The sequence below is a fragment of the Bacillus sp. MN7755 genome (genome assembly GCF_054771475.1).
In genome coordinates this window covers 1-18,215 of sequence record NZ_BTRL01000027.1, presented here as the reverse complement: position 1 = coordinate 18,215, position 18,215 = coordinate 1, and the positions used below count along the sequence as shown (strand labels likewise).

Sequence of the window (18,215 nt, the reverse complement as noted above, 5' to 3'; positions counted from 1 at the left end):
AATTAAAATTTCGCCGCTACTTTCTTAACGTTCTCTAAACCTTCTTCAACAATTTGTTGTGAGCGATCTGGATATTGATTGTGTCCTTCAATTACAACTGTCTCTGGATTTGTAATTCCCCAGAATCCAAGTACAGTTGTTACGTAATTCACTGCCATTTCCATAGGAGCCATTTGTTCTGAAGAGTAATCTGAACCACGTGCACCTAATACAACTACTTTTTTACCACCAGCTAAACCTTCTGGACCATTAGCTGTATATTTAAACGTTTTTCCAGCTTGAGATAAGTATGAAATATATGTGATTAATGGTGCTGGTACTGTAAAGTTCCATAGTGGGAACGCAAATACAACTTTATCAGCTTCTAAAAACTGATTTAAATATTGATCTACTGTAGCAACAGCCTTCTCTTCTTCAGCTGTTAACTCCATACCTTGACTACGTTTGTATCCACCTGAAATAGCGACATTTCCGTAATAAGGAAGATCTAATGCAAATAAATCTAACTCTGTAATTTCTGTATTCGGATTAGCTTCTTTATAAGTACTTACAAATGTTTCATACATTTTTGAACTAATTGCTTGCTCCGCTGGACGATCGTTTGCTTTTACAAATAATACTTTTGACATTGTTTTATTCCCCTCTACTTTTGTATTTTCTTCTTTTTTACCAAATAACGAGCTAAATAATCCCATTTTCTTCACCTAAACTTTCTTATCATATTCATTATTCATCATCATAAAAATTCTTATTCTAATAAAAAGTTCCAATTCATACCTTAAGTAAAGTTAATTAAAACTTTTTGTTATTTAATTACCTTATGTAAGTGATTGTAATATATCCACTTACTTTAGTCAAGTAACTTTAAATATAAAATAATATCTCGGATTAAAAACATTAACCGAAACTCAATTGAACACCAAATACCTCTATATTACTTGTATAATAAACTTAGAAAGGAAAATTCATATTTAGAAAGGTTTTACTCATGAGCACTATAGAAAAGATTCAAACTTTTATTATTCTTTTTGCTGTTACATGCGGCATCATACTCGGGCAATTTAATTTCATACATATGTATTCAGAGCAATTTATTGTCCCCTTCTTATTTTTCATGCTATATGGATTATTCCTCAGCATCCCATTGAAAGAAATAAAAAATGGATTTCGCAACTTAAAATTTGCTGGAACAAGTCTTACTATTAACTTTTTATGGACACCTTTACTCGCTTGGGGATTAGGAGCACTATTTCTTTCGGATCACCCAGCGCTTTGGATTGGATTTATCATGTTAATGGTTACTCCATGTACAGATTGGTACTTAATCTTTACTGAAATAGCGAAAGGAAATGTAGCACTTTCTACTGCGATTTTACCGGTAAATTTAATTTTGCAAGTACTACTCCTTCCAATTTATTTATTTTTATTCGCTGGTGTCATGAAGACTGTAGCGGTTTCTGTTTTAGTAGAAAGTATTATTATCGTAATCGTCTTACCATTTTTACTTGCACACGCTACAAAATTCATTATGAATAAATTGCAAAAAGCTGAAACACTTGAGAATAAACTCATTCCGTTTTTCAGCTCTACCCAAATTGTATTTTTAAGTTTAGCAATAGTAGCGATGTTTGCATCACAAGGTAAATATTTACTACAAAATATGAATGTGGTTTTATTATTACTCATTCCTGTTCTATTGTTCTTCATCATTAATTTTGTACTAGGACAATTTATCGGTCGTATCATGCATTTATCTTATAAAGATACAGTAAGTTTAAGTTTAACAACATTAGCGAGAAACTCACCTGTTGCACTCGCTATTGCCGTAACAGCTTTTCCAGACGAACCACTTATCGCTCTTGCGTTAGTTATTGGACCATTAATAGAACTACCAGTACTTGCTTGTGTGTCACAAGTGTTATTACTTATTAAGAAAAAAAAGCAATATACATAATAAAAAAACGTCCTACTTTGGGACGTTTTTTTATTTTCGAGAACTTATAGAAGTAACGATAATTATCGGCTCTAAGGATTTTATACGTGATAGAAAATTAGCTTGTCGTTACATTTACAATGTCTTTCTAATTAAACATTATAGGAAAAGTAAATATAACGAAAGCTGCCCAAAGTCCGTAAATTGGTAAATACTTCGTAACGGCATCTTGGATAGCTGTTGGTCCTGATTTGTTTTGCAAGAAACGCATATAGGAAAACATAATCCAAATTAAATTTGCCCAGATCAGTATGTTTACCCCTAAAACAGCAAGTCTATTAGGTGTAATCCCGTAAGAAGAAAGTCTGAATATGATGGCTGACAAAGCCACAGTGTCAATAATAAGCGCAAGAACAATTAAGGCAAAATTTATATAATCTGAAATGTTCTTTTTCTCATCTGAGTCACTCTCAACAATAGAAAATATGGTAACAGCCAATACGCCAAGGAGTATTCCGTTGAAGGCCATTAAGAAATTGCGGTCCAAGAAAGGATTTTTCCCGACCCATATAACCGTTATAAGATAGATTAGTAACGTAATCAGGACGAGAGGACTAAAAATTTTAGATATGTATGGTGTAATATTTTTAGCAAGTTTAAGATTCATTGATACTAAATATGCAGCCACAATAGCGAGAGCAGCAGCACCAAATAAAACAACATTACTAAAATAGAATTCTCCTATATCCAAGTCAACAAAGCTAAATAAACGCATGGTGAATACTGCTAGAATCATTCCGCTAACTGCCATGCTGGCGTAGAGAAGGGCATATTCCAAATTAAATTTAATATAAGCTAATCTTGTATTACCTTTTGAATATTCATTTCCTGTAAACGCAAGCCCTACCAAGACCCATAAGAATATAGGAAGATGTAAATAAGCAAGGATAATACTGTCTTTATAATTTAATGGCAACGTATTAAGATATATCCCAGAAATTAGGAACAATGCTATAAGGGAATAAATAATACTTTTTTTCGGCGTATTATTGTAAATAAAATAAGCGACAATAAAGGGAATTACACCAAAAGCCAGGTTAATTGGAGCAATTGCTTCTTGTTCGACAAAGTAGAAAATGATTCTGGTGCTTATCCCAGCCAGAATAGCTAACATACCCATGAATAAGAAACCTTTTTGAAACAGCGATATTTTTTCTTTATTTGCCGTCTCCTTGAAATGCAATCTTTCGTACCAAGCAGCTAGTACCTGAGAATCAGGTTTTTCATCCCATGCTTGTGAGAATGACTTTTTAAAAACTTTCGGGTCTTTTCTATACATTCTCTCCAACTCATGAGGGTTATCCATATTTTCAATAATCAAATTGCTAATGTCCATATTTATACCTCCTCTAATTAAAAAACAACATTGTTATCTTTTCCATAAAAAGCACCACACTTATTTATTCTGATTTCGATTTTATTATAAATCTTATCGTTTTACAATAATTTTTTATTATTTTAGGAGATATTTTTATTGTGTAATTTTACAAAAACCAGTGTAAGTAATTTTATTTTTTATTGACATGAGTAAATTAATAATTTCTTAAGAATCTATTAAGAAATAAGTGAGTTTTAGGAAATAGAATAAATTTGTGAGAAGAGAATTCATGCTTCAAACAGATGCTCTTAGAACATGTCAAAAAACTAATAAATGAATCAATTTCATAATTGTTTCTTTTCCTCAGTTGAAATGACAGAATTTTAGAAGTATGTTTTGAAAATACTAAGCGGTTTGATTCATTTCTTTCATTTTTTGATTGATTCGATCTACAGCCAATTTCGAGGCATTATAAACAAGCATCACAAGATCGAAATGGATTTTCACTTACTTTCCTGTTCGATATCGGCCATTTTTTAACTGAAAGAATTCTTTTAAGTATGCATTTACTCGTTCGACAGCGCCGCTCTAATTATAGAGCTTTTTCCACGCTTCTGATTCACGGGCCTAGGGCGTTGTATTTTCGGATATCCGTTTCCATTTTGATTTTATAGACCTTTTGACATAGAGAATCATAAGCAAGTAGACAGGTTTTACATTCATTTGGTTTCGTGTATTTCAAGGTTGGATATTTGTCATCAAAGCTGTCATATTGATACGAATGTTTCCGAAAGTGGGAGCAAAGTGTTCATCAAACCCAAGAAACTCTCCTTCGTTTCGCTTGTTATAGGCAATGATTTCTTTAGCTTTCACACGATAAAGTTGTGTATAAATTGCTTCATAATCGTAGCCCGCATCCAATGTACCATATTGAATCGTCAATGACGAAAGCCATTCTTGAAAGCCCTTTAATAAAGGAATCGCGGCTTTTCCATCGTTTAAACTTGAGGATTATGAAATTGATTCAAATAAATATTTTAGGAGGTTTTTATGAAAAAAATGACTACTACAATTCCTACGTCTACTATATTATCGACTAATTTTACAGAAAATACTTATGTAGCTTCAGACACAGAAGTTTCCTTTACAAGTCCCTACAATATTAATCCAATAGTCAAATGGTTAGAAGAGCATGCAAAGCCTTTAAAAACAACTAATCCAACTGCATCTCTTAATGATTTAAAACCACTGAAGGATATGGTAGGATCAGCTTCAATCGTGGGTTTAGGTGAAACTACGCATGGGGCTCATGAAGTTTTTACAATGAAACATCGCATTGTTCATTATTTAGTATCTGAAAAAGGCTTTACCAACTTAGTTTTAGAAGAGGGGTGGGACAGAGCTTTAAAACTTGATCGTTATGTTCTTACTGGTAAAGGGAACCCAAACCAATATCTATCACCTGAATTTAAAACGAAAGAGATAGTAGATCTTATTAATTGGATAAAAGAATATAATACTGATCCAAAACATAAATCCAAAGTGCGTGTCATTGGGATGGATATACAATCAGTAAGCAAAAATATTTATAATAATATAACAGAATATGTACGCAGAAACAATCCAAAGCTTTTGCCTAGTTTAGAAGAGAAGATAAAAGACCTTATTCCTGTAACAAAGGATATTAATATCTTTAGCGGCCTTACGAAAGAAAATAAAGAAAAATATATTTCAGATGCTAAACAAATCAATGCTTTATTAGAACAAAATAAAAATACTCTAAATGGAAATTCCAAAGAGTTTGCATGGATAAAACAAACTGCCCGTATTATCGAGCAGTTTACTACAATGGCAGCATCATTTCCTGATAACCCATCGGAGTTTTTTTTGAAACATGATATTGCAATGTATGAAAATGTGAAGTGGACAGAAGAACACCTAGGAAAAACAATTGTATGGGCACATAATGGACACGTTTCGAAAACAAATATGATACCTTTTATATACCCTAAAGTAGCAGGGCAACATTTAGCAGAACATTATAGAAAACGGTATGTATCTATTGGAACCTCTGTTTTTGAAGGCCAATATAATGTTTATAATAGTAACCGTGAATTTGGTCCATATGGAATATTAAAATCAGATGATCCAAACAGCTATAACTATACCTTTGGACAAGTAAAAAATGACCAATTTCTACTTGATTTACGTAAAGAAAACGGAATAACAAATACTTGGTTAAACGAAAAACATCCAATTTTTTCCGGAATAACTACCGAAGGCCCTGACATACCGAAAACTGTTGATATATCATTAGGTAAATCGTTTGACATACTTGTTCAAATTCAAAAAGTGAGTCCATCTCAACTAAATCATTAAATCTTTAATAATGTGGCTCACAAGGTATAGTATCGATGGTAGTGTGAGTGACAATCAAGTCATTTAAAACATACTAGCGTTGTTTAAAAATGTCAGTCACGTTATTTCATTAAGGGGTCACTTAATGGAATAACAGTTACAAAGATAATCAAACATTTTTATAAAAAATGATTCAGTTGAATATATTAAAAATGTGTTTTAATCAATCTTTTTTCAAAACACACTTTTCTATTTGCTCTTTTATCATCGTTTATAGAGTTAGTTTAATTAAACTTTATTTCAGGGCTACATCAAAAAAGCATCCCCTTCTAGCAAGGCGACTGAAAAAGTGAAAGCTTTGAAAAAATATCATATATCTTTTCAATATATCTAAAAAGAAAAAGAGGTAACCGCCTGTATATAGTAGATGGTTACCTTCTTTTTCTTATGAAGTGGACTTTTTCAGTGCCCTCCTTCTAACTAAGGAGTTTTTTATCCGCAAAAGTTCATTTTTTCGAATAATCGAATCTTTTATGTTAATAGGAAATTGTATTGTACAAGAAAATACATTTTTTTCAGGAATATAAATATTAATATCTTATATCCCCTTATCCATCATTCATAGAGGAAAAATAATCTGATAATCCTATTTCATTTTTTAAATCTAAATATATTAACTCTAATTGTTCCATAGCAGAATTTGCACATACACTTATATAATATTCTTCATTTATTTTTGATGATGTAACAAATACCTCTTTTGATTCTTTTTCATACAACGTTTTAACAAAATTCTCATTTTCAGATATCGGTACACTAAATGATTCTAACGGAATTACCATACCTAACCCCTTATATTTTATATAACTCTCTTTCGCTGTCCAAATCCTAAAAAACTCCATCTCAAGAACCTTTGAATCCAATTTTGTTAAATATTCTTTTTCTTCCTTACTAAAATAGCTAGCAATATTTAAGAAATCCAAAGATTCTATTTTTTCAACATCTACACCTATTTCAGATTCTGCAATACCTATAAATACCCATTCTCCTGAATGAGAAATGTTAAAACAATACCCAACATGATTTACTATTTTTTTCTTACCAAATTCATCTTCCTCTAATTTTATATCTTCTATATTGGCATTTACTTTTTTTGCGATAAAATATTTCACAAGGAAATTTCCTAATATTGTCCTCTGTCTATCCTCATACTTTCTCATTTCATCCACTTTTACCTTTATAAAATCATCCATAACAGAATATAACCTTTGGTAATTTGCTTTGTTCATATTTAATATATTTGCTAAATAAAGTTCTAACATGTTTTATAAACCTTTCATTAATTATATTCTTACTCAAAAGTTTTACGTATATATCATTCTTCAAAAATTAAGATCATACCATCTCCTCAAAGTGCAAAGAGAATAGTATGACCTTAAATTCATGTTACTAACCATGATAGATGATAAAATACATTCTACTATGTTATAAAAATAATAGAATCCCTCTACTTCAATTTAATAAACTCAGCAATCATCTATTTAGCGGTCTCATATTATCATTTTTTAATGTTTAATTACTACTTTTTCAAATTGCTCACTTTCAACTTTCTTATTTAGTAAGTCTTCCAATTGATTTAATTCATTTTGAATGACTTCTTCTATATCTCCTGAACAACCACTAAAAATTGGATACGACAAGATTAAATAATTAGAATAGCTATTTACAAAAACTTCTGTACTCTTATTATAATCATCATTTTTTAGTATCTCTTGCATCTCCTCATACTCAATACTAAACCCACCTTGATAATTGATTGAAAGAACTGATGCCATCATATTTCTCATCTCGACTGTGCTGTAGTTTAATAGTTCAACTAAACTATAATGGTTTTCTTTTTTTACATTTTGAATTTCATTAACCTTTTGTTGCCAGTCTAGCAACTCATTCTCTTTAGATCCCTCAATTAGCAATGGTAACCAATCTAAAAACTCTCCAAGTGTATTACTATAATCATTTGTCATATATCTTCTATCTTCTTGTAAAATAAGTATTGGTAAAGGTTCAGTATGGATATTTGTTAATTTATTTTCTCTAGCAAGTATGTTCAAAATATACGCGAATAGTGACCAAGGTTTGTCGTTATAAAGCTTTTCTGTAGCCGAACCCATTTTAAATAATGAAACAACTGACTTTTCTAACACATTATTTATATTACGCTTTACATACTCATCCGTTTTCTCTTTAAATTTTTCTAAGTTCGATAAGTTATGGGTTTCCGCATATATTTTACTAGTTGTTACTTCATCTACATATTGTTTATACGTTTCATTTGTTTTTACATATTTTGCTTTTAAATTCAAAATGTCTATAATTTTCTCTTTAAAAATCTGATTACTTGCCTTATCCCAAATACTATGATGAATAATCACATAAATGCAATATTCTCTTTCGGTCTTTTGTGTAATTACAATATTGCTTAACATATTATTTTCAGTTAATATACTTGTACTCATTTTTCTCCGCATTCCATGAATTAAATCATATACTGCAGTAATATAAGTAGAAGTAGCATATCTTAGATCAAAGTAATTTGGCTTCCAAAACGTATTGTAACCATGTTCACAAATAATATATCTATCCGCTATTTTTTGATAAGTACTTCTTAAAATAGATTGTTCTTGAACAACTTTTTCTATAGCAGCTATAACGCTGTCTTTATCATAATCCCCTTCTATTATAATCTTTTCCTCTATCATAGTATTCGGTGTTGATAAAAACAATTCTTGCATGATTGAAGGTGTATATCCCTCTATAACTTCACCCATTTCACCATCTTTAGTAATTTTCGGTAACGATATATTATTTGTATTCTCTAACTCACTGCACAAGCTTATAAATTGTTCCTCCTCCATATTCCCTGAAACTAATGGATACTTATTCATATCAACGATATAATCTGGAACCTGTAAAAATGATAATTTATTGATTATTTCCCCCTTAATCTCGCCTCTCTTTTCACTACTTAAATCTGTCACAAACAGAACTGAGTGCTCTTTTTTCTCAACAGTTATAGATTTCAATATACTGTCTAATCCAAATTCTTCCCATATTACTTGAGTGATAGCTTCATCTCTGTTTAAATGACTTCTAGTATTTTCTATATACTTTTCATTCTTTCTCTTTTCAATACAGTGCTCAATAATAACTAACAATTGTTTTTTAAACTCATCATTCAATGCTTGCATAAATTTTTCACTATAATTTGAGCCATTATAAATTATAACCATTCGAAGTTTTTTATTAGTTACAGCTCCATTTATAGAAAGACCAGTACTAAATTCATTCTCTATTGCAATCTCTTCACCACGTGGTATATCACTCATATTAAAATAATCTGATCCACTTTCTTGATCTAATTCTCCTAAGTAATTAAAGGTAATATCAGGCTTAACATTTTCCAAAACATTTTCTCCCAATGCCTTTAACACTCCATATCCTAGACCTTTGTTTGGAATTGAGCTTAATGCCTCTTTTGTTTTTTGTATATCATTTGTAATAGAATCTCCTATCCCTGTTACAGCTACTGGATATACACTTGTAAACCAACCAACCGTTCGATCAATCACTATATCCTGATCTAGCATTTCTCTTCCATGTCCTTCAAGATTCAATGCCACAGTTTCTTTACCATCCAATTTATTTACAGCCCTACATACCGCTGTTAAAAGTAAATCATTAATTTCAGTATTGTAGGCTCTCCCTGCTTGGTACAGTAAATAACTTGTCTCGGATTCTGATAAATGCATCACTAATTCTCTAGGTAAATATTTCTCTCCTAATTGATTTGTAGGTAACTTACTTTCCTTAACTAACCTCTCGACTTTTTGCCAATATGGTATCTCTTTTTTTAGCGATTCACTTTCTCTATATTTATTTAAAGCCTCACTCCAAAGTTTGAACGACATAGTTTTTCTAGGAAGAATTACCTCATTTCCTTGTTTAGAAAGAGTATACCCTTTATTCAAGTCTTCAATAATAATTCTCCATGATACTCCGTCTACTACCAAATGATGTATAGAAATTAGCAAGTAATCTTTTTCTTTTGTTCGGAATAATACAACTTTAACTAAAGGTCCTTCAGAAATTTCAAAGCTGGCCTGTATACTATTAGAACTATTATTAATTTTCTCATATAACTCCTCTTTATTTTGAATATGAGAATAATCATAGGAGTGATAATCATACAATGCACTTTCTTTTATCGACTGAACAACCTGTTCTCCACTTCTAAATACAGTCCTTAATGTATCATGATGCTCTACAATAGCAGTAATTGCTTTATTAAGATGTTCTTCATTTACTCTTTCACTGCTTTCCAACATAAATGATTGGTTAAAATGATTTGGCTTTTCTAATTGACTATTAAAGAAATCAATTTGGATTGGCGTTAATGCTGCAACTCCCGTTACTTCACTTTGATCAATTATTATGTTTCTCGCTTTACTTATACCTAGACATATTTTACGAATAGTTTTATTTTGCAAAATATTACGAACATCCGTTCCGCGCCCGTTCTCACGTAGCTTTGAAACAATTCTAATCGCCTTAATTGAGTCTCCTCCTAATTCAAAGAAACTATCATCGATTCCTATACGTTCAATACCAAGAATTTCCTCAAATACTCTTGCTACACATAATTCAATTTCATCTCTTGGACCAACATAATGATTCGAATTATCAAAATCAGGAATAGGCAATTCCTTTTTATTCACTTTCCTATTTTGTGTCATCGGTAAAGCGCTTAGTTGCATAATATATGTTGGAACCATATATTGTGGAAGAGTTTTTCCTAATTGATTCTTAATTTCTTCGGTTATGATTTTTTGTTTACTAACTACATAACCACATAAATATTTGTCATTATTCTTTTCTATTAAAGTAACAGCTACATCTTGAATATAAGGTATCTCTCTAAGTTTACTTTCAATTTCCCCAAGTTCAATTCTAAACCCTCTAATTTTAACTTGTTCATCAATTCTTCCTAAATATTCTATATTCCCATCTTCAAGCCAGCGTGCCAAATCCCCTGTACGATAGATTTTTTCTTCAGGAACCAGTGGATTTACAACAAATTTTTCAGCTGTTAATTCCGCTTTATTTAAATATCCCCTTGCTACACCGGCACCCCCGACACATAATTCTCCTGGAATACCAATTCCACATAAATTATGTCCATTTAAGATATGAACTGTTGTGTTAGATATCGGCTTCCCAATTGGAGTTTTTTCTAATAACTCTTCTGAACAAATAGGATAATGTGTTGTAAATGTCGTATTTTCAGTCGGCCCATACACATTTGAAAGTTTTAATTTTTTATTGCTCTTAACTAATTTTTTAACATGTTCTTCTGATGTAGTTTCTCCACCAAAGAGCAACTGATCTAACGAATCAAAAATTGTACAATCTGTAATAACTAATTGATTAAATAAAGCAGTTGTAATAAACATCGTGTTAATTCGATGTTTATCTAACATTTGTTTTAATGCTTCTACATCCATTAATACATCTTGTTCAACAAGGTATAATCTTCCACCGTTTAATAAAGAACCCCAAATTTCAAATGTGGATGCATCAAAAGCTAATGATCCCGTTTGTAGAATCCCCACATCATGGAAATTAACATAATTTGTATTTTTAACCAACCGAATTACATTTCTATGTTCTACCATAACTCCTTTAGGTTCACCTGTAGTCCCTGAAGTATAGATCAAATATGCTAAGTCAGTTGTTTGATTCATGACTGTAGGATTTTCGCAAGACATATCATAAATATCTTCTTGTTTTAAATTAAGTACAGTTAAAGAACCATCAAGCGGCTCTGGTAAATTCTCAACTTCCGTAAGAAGCACTTTTGCACGACTATCTCTAAGCATATAACGAGTTCTATCTATAGGTTGTTTCGGATCAATTGGTAGATAAGCTCCACCTGCTTTTAATATTGCTAAAATCCCTATTATAGTTTCAATTTTACGTGTAGCCCATATCCCTACAAAATCATTTGGTTGTACTTGTAACTTTTGAAGCTGGTGTGCTAATTGATTTGATCTTTTATTCAAATAACCAAACGTATATTCAAGACCATTAGAAATAACAGCTACTTTTTCAGGTGTCTTTTCAACCTGTTTTTCAAAGAGCTCAACAATTGTACTCTCACCAGGAAATTCAGTTGTCGTTATATTAAATTCTTCAAGTACTTTTTTATACTCAGAATAACCCATTAATGGAATATCATAAATATTTCTTTTTGGATTTTCCACTGCATTTTTTAATAACTCGGAATAGTGTAATCCCATTCGTTCTATTGTTGATTGTTTAAATAAGTCTGTACAATATTCCCATAACAGCTCATAGCCACTTTCAATTTCTGTCATACTAACTGTCAAGTCAAATTTAGATATTTCACTTTCTGATTCAATTTGCTCTAATTTAGTATTTCCTAATTTCAAATGACTTTCCTCATTATTTTGCAATGCAAACATAACATCAAATAAAGGATTTCTTGAAATATCTCTCTCTAAATCTAAATTCTCAATTAATTCTTCAAATGGATATTCCTGATTATCATACGCTTTCAAACATTTCTCTTTTAACTGCTCTATTAATTGTAGATAAGTAAGATTTGGCTGCATATCTCCTTTAATCGCTAATGTATTGACAAACATTCCAAGCATATTTTGTGTTTCAGGGTGGGTTCTTCCAGCGATAGGTGTTCCAACAATAATCTCTTCTGTTCTAGCATATCGACTAAGCAATAACATAAATGTTGATAATAAAACCATATATTCTGTAGCCCCAGTTTCCTTACTTATCAACTTTACTGCTTCTCTTGTACTACTACTCAATTTCGTTTTAATAGAGTTACCTTTAAAACTTTGTTTTTGTGGCCTTGGATAGTCTGTTTGTAAATTTAGCAATGGCAATTCACCAGAAAATTCATCTAACCAATATTTCTTTTGCTCTTTCATAACATTAGAATTTTGCCATACACTATAGTCTTTGTACTGTACTTTTAATTCCGGCAAATCCTCGCCATTATATATTTTCGAAAATTCTTCAAACCACACACCAATTGAACCACCATCACAAATAATATGATGAATATCTAACATTAATATCGATTCATTTTCTGAAATTCCTACTACTTGCACTCTCATTAATGGAGCTTTATTTAAATCGAACGGTCGCACAAAATCCTTATAGATCTTATCAATATTTAACTTATTCCCTTTTCTGTATCCAACAGAAAGTTCAACATTGTCTTCAATTATTTGGACTGGTTGTCCATTCTTCATAGTAAAATGTGTTCTTAATACTTCTTGGCGCTTAATCAGAGCATTGACCGTTTGCTGCAACTTCTCCAAATCAAGACTACCTTGTACTCTCATCATTCCCGGCATATTGTATGTGGTATTCTCACCTTGGATTTGATCAATAGCATATAATCTTTTTTGAGCTGAGCTCATTTCATAACTTGGTTTTTTAGGCTGTTTTTCAATAGGCTTATACTTTTCTAAATCGGTAGATTGCTGTAATTTCTGAGAAATTCTACGCACGGTCTTCTCTTCCATCACATCTCTCAATGGAATTCTAGTCCCTAATTTTTGCTCTATTTTGTTTACTAATCTAGTTGCTCTTAATGAATGTCCTCCTAATCTAAAGAAACTATCATCAATGCCAACCTGTTCAATTCCTAAAATTTCTTGAAATGCTTCTGCAATAACTAACTCAATTTTGTTTCTAGGTGAAATGTATTGCTCTGTCCCTTTATGTTCTGGCATTGGTAAAGCTCTTCTATCTAACTTTCCATTCCTAGTTATAGGTAATTTTTCAAGTTGAACAATATATGTCGGAATCATATATTCTGGTAGACTACCTTTTAAATAATTCAATATATCTCTGGATTCTATTCCATCATCGTAGCAAACATACGCACATAAATACTTTTCATGTTTCTCTTCATTTACAATCACCGACACATCACGAATACCTTCTATTTTTCTTATAGTATTCTCTATTTCACCAAGTTCAATTCGGAAACCTCTAATTTTAACCTGTTCATCTATTCTTCCCAGATATTCCAAATTACCATCTTCTAACCATCTTACCAAATCACCGGTTTTATATATAATTTCACTTGAATTATATGGATTATTAATAAATTTTTCTTTCATCAACTCTGGTCTGTTTAAATATCCTTTTGATAATCCATCTCCACCAACACATAGTTCTCCAGGCATTCCAATGCCACATATTTTATTATTGTCTAAAACATAAACCTGCGTATTAGATATCGGCTTTCCAATTGGAATGTTGCCTCCATCAAAATCATTACTTATTGGATAACAAGCTGTAAATGTTGTATTTTCAGTTGGGCCATAACCATTACATAATTTAATTTTCTTATTTCGAGCAATCAATTGTCGAACATGTTCTGCTGATGCCGCTTCTCCACCAAATAGAACTTGGTCTAACGAATCGAAAATCTTATAATTAGAACTAATTAAATGATTAAATAGAGTAGTTGTAAACCACATCGTATTTATTGCAAATTCAGATATCATTTGTTGCAGTAGCTTAGGATTCATTACTACTTCATCATCAACTAAATAGAGACTACCTCCATTTAACAAAGCTCCCCAAATTTCAAACGTAGATGCGTCAAAAGCAAGGGATCCCGTCTGTAAGATTCGAACATTTTCAAAATCCACATAATCCGCATTTCTCACTAAACGATTTATATTTCGATGTTCTACCATTACCCCTTTAGGAGTTCCTGTAGTACCAGATGTATAAATTAAATACGCTAAATCCCTAGATGTATTTACTATATTTAAATTTGACGATAATTCATCTTTAAGTGCTGCTTTCTGTAAACTAATTTTTTCTAAAGATAAATTATTAAACAATGAAGCATTTATATCAGTTGCTAAAATGAATTGTGCATCACTATCTTTAAGAATGTATTTTACTCTTTCAATTGGTTGTTTCGGATCTATCGGTAAATAAGCACCACCCGCTTTTAATATACCTAAAATTCCAATAATAGTTTCTATTTTTCTTTCAGCCATAATTGCAACAAATTGGTTTTGTTCCATTCCGAGCTTTTTGAGCTTTCTTGCCACTTGATTCGCTCGTTCATTCAAATAACGATAAGTAATTCTTTGATCTTCTGAACCAATAGCAATTTCATTAGGAATTTTTTGTACTTGCTCTTCAAATAGTTCGACAACTGTTTTATTGTCAGGATACTCTGTCTTAGTTGAATTGAATCCATTCAACACCAATATTTTTTCTTCCTCATTTAATAATTCAATGTTATTTACCTTTATCTCTGGATTCTCTATAACACTTTTCAGAATCAAAGATAATCTATTAAGAATTCTTTTCACTTCATGTATTCCAAATAACTCAGTATCAAAGATCATGCCTAAATTTAATACTTCCGTTTGATTTACACTTAAAGTCAAAGCATAATTCGTTTGCTCTCTTCCGTCTACCATCATTAAATTCAATCTCGTATTTAAATTACGCTCTTCTGAATGATAATTTTCAAATGCAATCATAGTTTGAATTAAATCATTACCTAATATGCTACAATTTTGTATCTCTGCTAATGAACTATAGTCATATTGTGAGGTTTGTAAAGCTTGTTCTTGTAAGGTTGATACTATGCTTGAAAAGCTATCGTCTTCTTGATTTTTCACTCTCACAGGTACCATATTAATAAAGAGACCTACCATTTCTTCAATTCCATTTAAATTAACGTTTCTTCCTGATACTACTTTCCCAAAAATTACATCCTGTGTGTTGTTATATCTCTGTAAAATTATTCCCCATGCAGTTTCTATTACAGTATTAACAGTAACCCCAAGCTTATTACTCATTTTCTCTAGCTTTTGAGTTTCTTCTTTAGATAAACTTATTTCAATTCTTTGAACTTCTTCGCTAGCTTCTTCATTCTTTCTATTGCCTATCGGCTTTATACCTGCCGGTTCTTCATAATCTTCTAAAAGCCTTGTCCAATATTTAAGAGCTATTTCCTTATCTTTATTTTGTGTTAATCGGATATAATCTTCGTAACTAGATGTTTTTTGAATAGACTCTTTCAAATCACTCTTTGTTTTTTTCATGTATAACTGTTCATAAAACCAAATCAAATCATTCATTAATATGGATAGACACCATCCATCCATAATGATATGGTGAAAACTTATAATCAGTCGATAATCTTCCTCATCTAATTTAACTAAAATTACTCGAAGGAAGCTTTCTTTTTCAAAGTCAAAACCTCTTCTCACATCCATTTCCCTTATTTTACCTAATTCTACTTGCCTATTTTCTATTTCTGTTAAATCAATTTGTGTAAATTCAATTTCTTTATCTTTTAATAGCACTTGTCTAGGGTCACTTACATCTTTGAAAACTATATTTGTTCGTAAAACTTCATGTTTTGCTACAAGTAACTCAAAAGATTCTTTCAAAATCTTTTCATTTATAGCGATATTGGACTGGAATACAGTCTGAACTACATAACTTGTTGAATCTTCATTGTGTAATTTATGATATAGCATTCCTTCTTGCATTTGTGTCATAGGATAAATTCTCTCTATATCATATCCTTGCTCTTGAAGCTTATTCTTCACTAAAGCAAATTCATTATCACTCCAATTCAATTCTCCAAAATCGGATGCTGTATGTTCACATTGCTCAACCATAATACAATGCTCTATAACTTCTATTAGCTCTTTTTCAAAGCTTTCTTTCATTAACTCCATATTTTCAGTATTAAATTTTGATTTATCATAACTTATTATCATGTGGAATACATTATTAGAAATTGCTCCATTAAAGGAGATTGGTGTCCCAAGATCATTATCGTCTGAAACATTCTTTCCACACGGTAAATCACTCATTACAAAATTCCCATGGCTATTTTCTTGAACAAATTCTCCAAGATAATTAAAAGTAATATCTGGTGTAACACCTTCTATGACACTTTCTCCCAACCTTTTTAATACACCATATCCCATTCCACGATTAGGTACTTTTCGCAATGTTTCTTTTGTATTCCGAATATCCTCTCGAATACTTTTACCAATATCACTTATTGCAACAGGGTATACACTAGTAAACCACCCTACGGTCCTGTCAATTTCTGAAACACCCTCTATCGTTTCTCTTCCATGCCCCTCCATATTGACAGCTACTGTACTTTTTCCTGTTACGTTATTTACCGCTCTAGATAAAGCTGTTAGTAATAAATCATTAATCTCTGTATTATAAGCCTTACTAACTTTATATAACATTTTATTTGTTAATTCTTGTGTTAAAGCTAGCTCTATATGCTCCATGTTAAATTTATCTTCGTTTGATATTTTTTCTATTAAACTCTCTTTTACTTTCTCTTCAATTTGTTTCCAATAAGGAATTTCTTTCTTTAAAATATGGCTATTACGATATTCTCGCAATAAATTACTCCACTCTTTATATGACATTGTCTTTGATGGTAATGTAGGAGTACCATCTTTACTATTGTACCCTATATTTATATCCTCTATAAGAATTCTCCACGATACGCCGTCTACTACTAAATGATGGGCACAAAGAAACAAATAATCATTTTTCTCAGTTTTAATTACTGCTGCTTTTAATAACGGTCCCTTTTCTAAATCCATACTCATTTGAAGCTTATTTACTTGATCATTAATTCTTGAATATACGTCTTCCATTCCTCTGATTTCCAATAAATCAATGTATTGTAATTCATATAATTCACTATCTGTAATGGTTTTTATTTTTTGCTTTCCATCTTGAAATACTGCTCTTAACATATCATGGTGCTTAACAATTGTAGCTAGTGTATTTTCAATTTTCTTTCGATCAATTCTTTGTTTACTTTCTAGCATAATTGATTGATTAAAATGTTCAGGATGAGCTAGATTGCTATGGAAGAAATCCATTTGAATCGGTGTTAGCTCTATATCACCAACGACTTCTTGTTGATCTACCACTTTTATTTCCGCTTTATTTACTCTCGTACTAATATTACGTATAGTTCTATTTTGCATAATTGTTCGAACATTTATTTCGTATCCATATTCTCGTAATCTAGATACTATACGAATTGCCTTAATCGAATCACCACCCAATTCAAAGAAACTATCATCAATACCTACACGCTCTGTTCCTAAAATTTCTTGAAATACCTTAGCGATATCTAGCTCTATCTCATCTCTTGGAGGAACATAACTTTCGGAACTTGTAATATTAGGTTCAGGCAATCCTTTTTTATCAATTTTCCCACTTCTTGTTACTGGTAATCGTTCTAACTGCGTAATGAATGCTGGAATCATATATTCAGGCAAGTTCTCGCCTAACTTCTTCTTAATGTTAGCGACATCTATATTTTGGGTAGTTATTACATATCCACATAAATATTTATCACCATTGTTTTCTTTAATTATAACAACGGCATCACTGATT

6 protein-coding genes and 1 pseudogene are annotated in these 18,215 nt (G+C 31.2%); 2 read left to right on the top strand and 5 right to left on the bottom strand.

What is annotated here, in order from left to right; translation table 11 throughout:
• Positions 1-2: 2 nt before the first annotated feature.
• Positions 3-695, bottom strand: coding sequence for an FMN-dependent NADH-azoreductase (locus ACYVEC_RS26450; RefSeq protein WP_063224235.1), 693 nt, complete (start codon positions 693-695; stop codon positions 3-5).
• A gap of 293 nt (positions 696-988) precedes the next feature.
• Here ACYVEC_RS26450 and ACYVEC_RS26445 point away from each other — a divergent pair, with 293 nt between their 5' ends.
• Positions 989-1,954 carry an arsenic resistance protein gene (locus ACYVEC_RS26445; RefSeq protein ID WP_063224236.1) on the top strand — a complete coding sequence of 322 codons (966 nt, stop codon included), beginning with the start codon at positions 989-991 and terminating at the stop codon, positions 1,952-1,954.
• 127 nt (positions 1,955-2,081) lie between these two features.
• Here ACYVEC_RS26445 and ACYVEC_RS26440 read toward each other — a convergent pair whose 3' ends face one another.
• Together ACYVEC_RS26440 and ACYVEC_RS26435 are read right to left on the bottom strand one after the other, a co-directional pair.
• Positions 2,082-3,329, bottom strand: coding sequence for a DNA binding protein (locus tag ACYVEC_RS26440; RefSeq protein ID WP_063224237.1), 1,248 nt, complete (start codon positions 3,327-3,329; stop codon positions 2,082-2,084).
• 387 nt (positions 3,330-3,716) lie between these two features.
• Positions 3,717-4,322, bottom strand: a pseudogene (locus ACYVEC_RS26435) (transposase); the annotation flags it as partial.
• Positions 4,323-4,361: 39 nt separating this feature from the next.
• Here ACYVEC_RS26435 and ACYVEC_RS26430 point away from each other — a divergent pair.
• On the top strand, positions 4,362-5,690 hold the full coding sequence (locus ACYVEC_RS26430) for an erythromycin esterase family protein (RefSeq protein WP_063224239.1): 1,329 nt from the start codon (positions 4,362-4,364) through the stop codon (positions 5,688-5,690).
• Between the two features lie 587 nt (positions 5,691-6,277).
• Here the strand turns inward: ACYVEC_RS26430 and ACYVEC_RS26425 are convergent.
• Entirely contained in the window at positions 6,278-6,991 is a 714-nt protein-coding gene (locus ACYVEC_RS26425) for a 4'-phosphopantetheinyl transferase family protein (protein ID WP_460509103.1), read from the bottom strand.
• Between the two features lie 243 nt (positions 6,992-7,234).
• Positions 7,235-18,214, bottom strand: coding sequence for an amino acid adenylation domain-containing protein (locus ACYVEC_RS26420; RefSeq protein ID WP_460509100.1), 10,980 nt, complete (start codon positions 18,212-18,214; stop codon positions 7,235-7,237).
• Position 18,215: the final 1 nt, after the last annotated feature.